Below are 7618 nucleotides of genomic sequence, written 5' to 3'. Positions count from 1 at the left end.
GTCGGGCGGGCCGGCCGGTGTTCACGATGGCGGGTCCGGGCGCCGCGACCCCTGGTTCCGTCCACCCGGTCGACACCACGACATCGGTCGCGGCCGCGGGGTCCGGCTCTGCGCGTGCGGGACACACCCCGGGGACCCCGGGCCCGGGCGGCGCGATACGCCCTCCGGCTGGCGCCAAGGGCTTCGTCCCGGCGCTCGAGGGGATCCGCGGCCTCGCCGCCGTCGGCGTGCTCACCACGCACGTCGCGTTCGTCACGCGGTCGTCCACCGGCTCGCCGATCAAGAGACTGTTCGGCCGTCTCGACCTGGCCGTCGCGGTGTTCTTCGCCAAGTCCGGTTTCCTGTTGTGGCGTGCGCACGCCGATCACGCCCGCCGGGACAGGCCGGGAACGGCGAGGCCCACACGCGAGTACCTGCGCTCGCGGCTCGTGCGGATCATGCCGGCCTACGCCGTGCTGGTCGCCGCCGCGATGCTGCTGCTCGAGCAGAACCACGTCAACGGGCCCGCCTCGTGGATCGCCAACCTGACCCTCACGCAGATCTACACGTCGAACTTCCTCGTCGCCGGCCTCACCCATGCATGGTCGCTCGCGGTGGAGATGGCGTACTACCTCGCGTTCCCACTGCTGTGGACCGCGCTGAGGGGCCTGCGCGGCGACGCCGCGAAGTGGCGGATCCCGGCCATCGCCGCGTTCGGCGCGTCCGGTCTGGTGTTCCCCATGATCCCGTGGCACGCGCTCGGCCTCCTGCCGACCGATGTCAACGTGCAGATCCTCCCACCGTCGTTCACCGCCTGGTTCGCCGCGGGGATGCTGCTGGCCGAGATCGTGACGGCCCCGCCCGGCACGCTCGTCCGGGCGTGTCGCGATCGACTCGCGCGCTGGGGCTGGTGGATCGCCGGTGGGGCGGCGCTGGTCGTCACCACCGTGCCGGCGTGGTTCTCCGAGGGATTCGTCCATCCGGGGCCGCTCGAGTTCGCCGCCCGCACCGGGCTGGCGGGCACGATGGCGTTCCTCGTCCTGGCCCCTGTCGTCCTGGCGCCGGAGGGCACACGGTTCCCCGTGCTGGAATCGGCTCCGCTGCAGAAGGTCGGTACCTGGTCGTACGGGATCTTCCTGTGGCACCAACTCGTGCTGCACGCCGCGTTCCCCCTCACCCGCACCCCGCTGTGGGCGCCGCGCATGGCGGTCATCTGGCCGGTCACCGTCGCGGGTTCACTGGCGGCGGGCGCAGCGAGTCACCGATTCCTCGAGGAGCCCGCGCGCAGGGTGCTCGAACGACGCTGACCGCCGGCGCGGACGTCCCACGACGTGGCGTGTCCGGGCGCGCCCGCGAGAAGAAACTTCTGCGGAGGTGTCGATCCCGGTCGCTCCAGTTCGTCATCATGGTGTCGGCGCACTCCGGCGACCGGCGTCCACCACGAACGGCCAGGTGATACCAATGAAATACGTACTACTGCTCTTCGGAAACCTCGACGACGCGCGCTGCGGGGAGCCCGCCAACGACGACGCCGAGCAGGGCCCCGGCCCGGAGGCGTTCATGGCGTTCGACGCGGAGCTTGACAAGGCCGGCGTGCTGGCCGGAGGGTTCGCCCTCGAGGATCCGGAGACAGGTGTGAGCGTCGCGTGCCCGCCCGGAGGCGCGGAGCCGGTGGTCACCTCGGGTCCGCTCCCCGAGAGCCGGGAATTCGTCGGTGGGACCATCGTCATCGACGTCGCGGACATCGACGAGGCGCTGGCCTGGGCCGCGAGGTGCCCCGGCGTGCACGGTGGTCGGGTCGAGGTCCGAGCGATCGCGGAGTACTGATGAGGATCCGCCGGGCGGCGAGCGGAACCGGGGCCCCGCCGTGACTGCCGGACGCCCGGCGCTCCCCGACGCGCTGCTCCGGATCCGGCAGGAGGAGCGCGCGCGGCTGCTGGCGGCGCTGGTCTCGCGATTCGGCGACCTGGACCTCGCGGAGGACGCCGCGCAGGACGCGCTCGTCGCCGCGGCGGAGTCATGGCCGCGTACCGGAGTACCGGACCGCCCGCTGGCCTGGCTCATGACCACGGCCACCCGCAAGGCGATCGACCGGCTTCGTCGGGAGCGCGCCCTCACCGAGAGGCTCGCTCGACTCAAGGTGGAGCAGGACCCGCGCCGCCTGCCCGCCGCGGCGCTCTCCCCCGCCGATCCCGATGAGATCCCGGACGACCGACTCGAGCTCTTCTTCGCCTGCTGCCACCCCACCCTGAGGGTCGAGGAACAGGTGGTGTTGTGCCTGCGCCACCTCGCCGGGCTGACGACCGTGGAGATCGCGCACGCGTTCCTGGTTCCGGTCGCCACCATGCAGCAGCGGCTCGTGCGCGCCAAGAAGCGGATGCGGGTCACCCGCATCCCCGTACGGGTACCCGAGGCGTCCGAAATCCCCCGCCGTCTTCCCGCCGTGCTCGCCGTCATCTACCTCATCTTCACGGAGGGGTACGCGGCGACCGGGGGCACCGCCCACATCAGGTCGGACCTGACGGCGGAGGCGATCCGGTTGGCACGGATCATCCACCGGCTCCTGCCGGGGGTCGGAGAGGTGACGGGACTGCTGGCCCTGATGCTGCTCACCCAGGCGCGCGCGCCCGCCCGCGCCGGTCCCGGCGGGACGCCCGTCCCGTTGGGAGAGCAGGATCGCGCGTCCTGGGATCCGCTATTCCTCGATGAGGGGCTGGCGCTGGCCCGCGAGTCCGCGTCCGGCGGGCCGGGGCCGTACGCCGTTCAGGCGGCCATCGCGGCCGTGCACGCCGAGGCCGCGACCTTCGACAGCACCGACTGGGCCCAGATCGCGGTCCTGTACGACGCTCTGGCCCGCATCGCGCCCGGTCCGACGGTGCGTCTGGGCAGGGCGGTGGCCCGCGGACGCCGCGACGGGCCGGCGGTCGGGCTCGCCGAACTCGAGGCTCTGTCCGCCGACCCCGCGCTCCGGCGGCATCACCCGTTCCACGAGGCCCGCGCGGTCACGCTCGAGATGCTCGGCCGGTCGGAGGAGGCTCGAGAGGCGTGGTCACGCGCTCACGAGCTCGCCCTCAACGACGCCGAGCGTGCGTATCTGCGGAAGCGGTGGTGGGGCGCCTGACCGTGCCGCTCGGCGCCGCGCGATCCGGGCTCTCCGCGATCGGTCAGGAGTCGAAGGCGTCGATGATCGCCTGTGCGGCGAGGGCCGCCGTGAGCGTGCCGTCGCGGACCTGCTGCTCGACCTCGGGCGCCACCCTCTTGACGTCGGGATCCGCGGCCAGGCGTGCCATGAGGGTCTCGTGCACCATCGACCAGGTCCAGTCGACCTGCTGGCGGGCGCGACGCGCCTCGACCTCGCCTATCTCGGCCATCGTCTGTTGGTGCTTGCGGACCGCGTCCCAGAAGCCCTCGAGGCCCTCGCCCTCGAGGCCGGACATCGTGAGGACGGGGACCTTCCACACCGCATCGGCCGGCCTGACCAGGCGCAGCGCGGCCCCCAGCTCGCGGGCGGCCCGCTGGGCGTCTTTCACGTGCGGCCCGTCGGCCTTGTTCACGGCCACCACGTCGGCGAGCTCGAGGACGCCCTTCTTGATGCCCTGCAGCTGATCACCCGTCCGCGCGAGAGTGAGGAAGGTGAAGCAGTCGACCATGCCGGCCACGGTCACCTCGGACTGGCCCACGCCGACGGTCTCGACGAGGATGACGTCGAAACCGGCGGCCTCGAGCAGGACCATCGTCTCCCGCGTCGCCTTCGCGACGCCGCCGAGCGTGCCGGAGGTCGGCGAGGGCCGGATGTAGGCCCGCGGCTCGGTGGAGAGAGTGGCCATGCGGGTCTTGTCGCCGAGGATCGAGCCACCGGTACGCGTGGAGGAGGGGTCGACGGCGAGGACCGCCACCTTGTGGCCCTGCTCCACCAGATAGAGGCCGAGGGACTCGATGAACGTCGACTTGCCGACTCCCGGCACCCCGGTGATGCCGATCCGCAACGCCCCGCCGGCGTGCGGCAGGGCGCCGAGGAGCAGCTGCTGGGCCTTCTCCCGGTGGGCCGGATTGGTGGACTCGAGCAGGGTGATCGCGCGGGCCAGCACGGGCCGCCGGTCCTCCAGCACTCCCTCGAGCAGCGCGTCGACGTCGATCTCGCGGCGGGGGCGCGGCCCGGTCGACCTGGGCACCGGACCCCGCGGGGCGCCGGTGCCCGCCGTGGTGGACATGGCGCCCAGGGGGTTCCCCGAACCCGCCGGATCAGGTCCCGAGCCGAGCCGTGCCACGTCCGATCAGGCCTCCGTGGCGTCGGTGGCCGCCGACGACAGGTCGTAGCCGAGCTCGCCGGCGAGGGTGTCGAGCAGCCCGATCGCGGCCTCGGCGATGACCGTGCCGGGCGGGTAGATCGCGGCGGCACCGGCGTCGTAGAGTTCCTGGAAGTCGCCGGGAGGGATCACGCCGCCGACGGTGACCATGATGTCCTCGCGGCCCACCTCGGCCAGAGCCGAACGCAGCGCCGGCACGAGCGTGAGGTGCCCGGCCGCGAGCGAGGACACGCCCACCACGTGGACGTCGGCGTCGGCGGCCTGCTGGGCCACCTCCTCCGGCGTCTGGAACAGCGGACCCATGTCCACGTCGAAGCCGAGGTCGGCGAACGCGGTACCGACGACCTTCTGGCCGCGGTCGTGACCGTCCTGGCCCATCTTGGCCAGCAGGATCCGCGGGCGGCGCCCGTCCTGCTCGGCGAACGCATCGGCCATCCGCATGGCCCGGGTGACGTTGTCCACGGCGCCCTCCTTGGTGACCTCCTGCCGGTACACACCGGACAGGGTCTTGATCTCGGCCTTGTGACGACCGTAGACCTTCTCCAGCGCGTCGGAGATCTCACCGATGCTGGCGTGGGCCCGGGCGGCGTCGATGGCCAGCGCGAGGAGGTTGTTCTCCAGGTCGCTGCTGGGGCCACCGGAGGCGGCCTCCGTCAGTCGGGCGAGGGCGGCCTGGCAGGCGTCCTCGTCGCGCTCGGCCCGCAGCTTCTCCAGCTTGGCGAGCTGCTCGGAGCGCACGCGCGAGTTGTCGACCTTGAGGACCTCGATCTCCTGGTCCTCGGTGACGACGTACTTGTTCACGCCGATGACCGGCTGGCGGCCGGAGTCGATGCGCGCCTGCGTGCGGGCCGCGGCCTCCTCGATGCGCAGCTTGGGGATGCCCTCGCCGATGGCCTGCGCCATGCCGCCGGCCTCCTCGATCTCCAGCAGGTGGAGCCGGGCCTTGTCGGCGAGCTGGGCCGTGAGCCACTCGATGTAGTACGAGCCGGCCCACGGGTCGATCGGACGGGTGGTGCCCGACTCCTGCTGCAGCAGCAGCTGGGTGTTGCGGGCGATGCGCGCGGAGAAGTCGGTCGGCAGCGCGAGCGCCTCGTCGAGAGCGTTGGTGTGCAGCGACTGCGTGTGGCCCTGTGTGGATGCCATGGCCTCGATGCAGGTGCGGGCGACGTTGTTGAACACGTCCTGGGCCGTCAGCGACCAGCCCGAGGTCTGAGAGTGGGTCCGCAGCGACTTGGACTTGGGGTTCTTCGGACCGAACTTCTCGACGAGCTCACTCCACAGCAGACGTCCGGCGCGCAGCTTGGCGATCTCCATGGAGAAGTTCATGCCGATCGCCCAGAAGAACGACAACCGCGGTGCGAACTTGTCGATGTCCAGGCCCGCGTCCAGGCCGGCACGTAGGTACTCGACACCGTCGGCCAGCGTGTACGCGAGCTCGAGATCGGCCGTCGCCCCGGCCTCCTGGATGTGGTACCCGGAGATCGAGATGGAGTTGAAGCGCGGCATCTTCTGGGAGGTGTAGGCGAAGATGTCCGAGATGATCCGCATGGACGGCTTGGGCGGGTAGATGTAGGTGTTGCGGACCATGAACTCCTTGAGGATGTCGTTCTGGATGGTCCCCGCGAGCTGCTCCGGCGTCACCCCCTGCTCCTCGGCCGCGACCACGTAGAACGCCAGGATCGGGAGGACCGCACCGTTCATGGTCATCGACACCGACACCGACGAGAGGTCGATGCCGTCGAACAGCTCCCGCATATCGAGGATGGAGTCGATCGCCACGCCGGCCATGCCCACGTCACCGGCCACGCGCGGGTGGTCGGAGTCGTAACCGCGGTGGGTGGCGAGGTCGAACGCCACGGACAGGCCCTTCTGCCCGGCGGCGAGGTTGCGGCGGTAGAAGGCGTTGGACTCGGCAGCGGTGGAGAAGCCGGCGTACTGGCGGATGGTCCACGGCTGGTTCACGTACATCGACGGGTACGGCCCGCGGAGGAACGGAGCCGCACCGGGCACGGTGTCCAACGGGAAGGGGGTGATCTTCTCGCCGTCGTCGGTCGGGGCGGTGCCGGCCTCGACGGCGTCACGGTCGGCCTTGGTGTAGACGCGCTTGACGTCGATACCCTCGGGCGTCTCCCAGTGCGCGTCGGAGGCGATGCCGTCCTCGACCGCCACGGCGGCCGCCCGGGCGTCGGGGCCGTCGGTGTCGCGGAGGGAGGCGGTGCTGAAATCGGGGAAGGTCGTCATATCACTTCACTCCCAGCTGGTCGAGGAGGGTGGTCAGGGCGGCGACGGCGTCGATGCCGAGCGCCAGGTAGCCGTCCGGGCGGTCGGTGGCGCCCACCGGGAAGCCCTTCTCGGCCCCGGCGAGGTAGACGGTCGACACGCCCGCGTCGCGGAGTGCGCGCACGGCGGCCTCCCCCTCGGTGGCGTAGCGCTTGTCGGCGCCGCAGAGCACGGCGATGTCCTCACCCTCGCGGGCGGTGGCGTACTGGCCGGCCTCGGTGACACCCGGGTTGCGCGCCTCGATGCCGCCGGCGGCGAGCAGGTTGGCCACGAACGTCACACGCGGCGTCGTCTCGGCCTGCGGGCCCAGACCCGCCAACAGGACGGTCGGCCGGGACCCGGTCGCCTCCAGGTGCGCGTCGGAGCGGTCACGCAGGTCCTCGAACGCGCGGCCGTACCGGTAGTCGTCACCGCCGCGCCGGGAGGCGTCGAGCGGCTGCTCGGCCAGGTTCGGGAACTCGGACACTCCCGTGACAGGCGCCGTGCGGTGGGCGATGTCGGTGTCGCGGGCCTCACGGACCCGCGCGATCGCCTCGCGGACGGTCCCCGACTCGATCGCCGCGACCAGGCCGCCCTCGGCCTCGATGGTCTGCAGGGCCGACCACGCGGCGTCCGCGAGGGAGTCGGTGATCGACTCGACGTACCAGGAGCCGCCCGCCGGGTCCACGACGTGGCCCAGGTGGGACTCCTCGAGGAGCAGGAGCTGGGTGTTGCGGGCCATGCGCTCGGCGAACGAGCGGGAGGTGCTCTCGAGCCCGCCGGGAATGGAGGCGTCGAAGGGCAGGACCGTCACGGAGGTGGCCCCGCCCACGCCGGCGCCGAATGCGGCCAGTGTCGTGCGCAGCATGTTCACCCACGGGTCGCGGCGCGACATCATGGCGGCGGAGGTCACGGCGTGCTGCGGCGCGCCGCCGGCCTCGGGGGCGTCCAGCAGTTCGGCGACGCGGGCCCACATGAGGCGGCCGGCGCGGAACTTGGCGATCGAGGCGAACTGGTCGTCGGTCGCGGACAACCGGAACGAGACCTGGCGCAGCGCGGCCGCGGCGGGCACG

The 7618-nt window shown here is 71.9% G+C and carries 6 protein-coding genes; 3 read left to right on the top strand and 3 right to left on the bottom strand.

The features are described from left to right. The 3 genes from G6030_RS07020 to G6030_RS07010 all read left to right on the top strand — a co-directional run. The coding region (locus tag G6030_RS07020; protein ID WP_182642635.1) for an acyltransferase at positions 1–1286 on the top strand (1286 nt) is incomplete at its 5' end. Positions 1287–1440: 154 nt separating this feature from the next. Next, positions 1441–1806, top strand: a complete 366-nt coding sequence (locus tag G6030_RS07015; RefSeq protein WP_007629100.1) for a YciI family protein — start codon at positions 1441–1443, stop codon at positions 1804–1806. Between the two features lie 40 nt (positions 1807–1846). Continuing rightward, positions 1847–3100, top strand: a complete 1254-nt coding sequence (locus G6030_RS07010) for a sigma-70 family RNA polymerase sigma factor (protein ID WP_182642634.1) — start codon at positions 1847–1849, stop codon at positions 3098–3100. A 43-nt stretch (positions 3101–3143) separates the two neighbouring features. Here G6030_RS07010 and meaB read toward each other — a convergent pair whose 3' ends face one another. The 3 genes from meaB to G6030_RS06995 all read right to left on the bottom strand — a co-directional run. Then, positions 3144–4190: a methylmalonyl Co-A mutase-associated GTPase MeaB gene (gene meaB, locus G6030_RS07005; protein ID WP_007629102.1), complete on the bottom strand. Its 1047-nt coding sequence runs from the start codon at positions 4188–4190 to the stop codon at positions 3144–3146. A 63-nt stretch (positions 4191–4253) separates the two neighbouring features. Then, positions 4254–6527 carry a methylmalonyl-CoA mutase gene (gene scpA, locus G6030_RS07000; protein WP_061915106.1) on the bottom strand — a complete coding sequence of 758 codons (2274 nt, stop codon included), beginning with the start codon at positions 6525–6527 and terminating at the stop codon, positions 4254–4256. A 1-nt stretch (position 6528) separates the two neighbouring features. Further along, positions 6529–7618: methylmalonyl-CoA mutase family protein (locus G6030_RS06995; RefSeq protein WP_241724223.1), on the bottom strand; the 1090-nt coding region annotated here is incomplete at its 5' end.

It is taken from the genome of Dietzia sp. E1 (assembly GCF_014145015.1).
In the GTDB taxonomy this organism is placed as follows: Bacteria; Actinomycetota; Actinomycetes; order Mycobacteriales; family Mycobacteriaceae; genus Dietzia; species Dietzia cinnamea_A.
The sequence above is the reverse complement of the archived record's forward strand: the minus strand, read 5'-3'. Positions and strand labels throughout refer to the sequence as shown.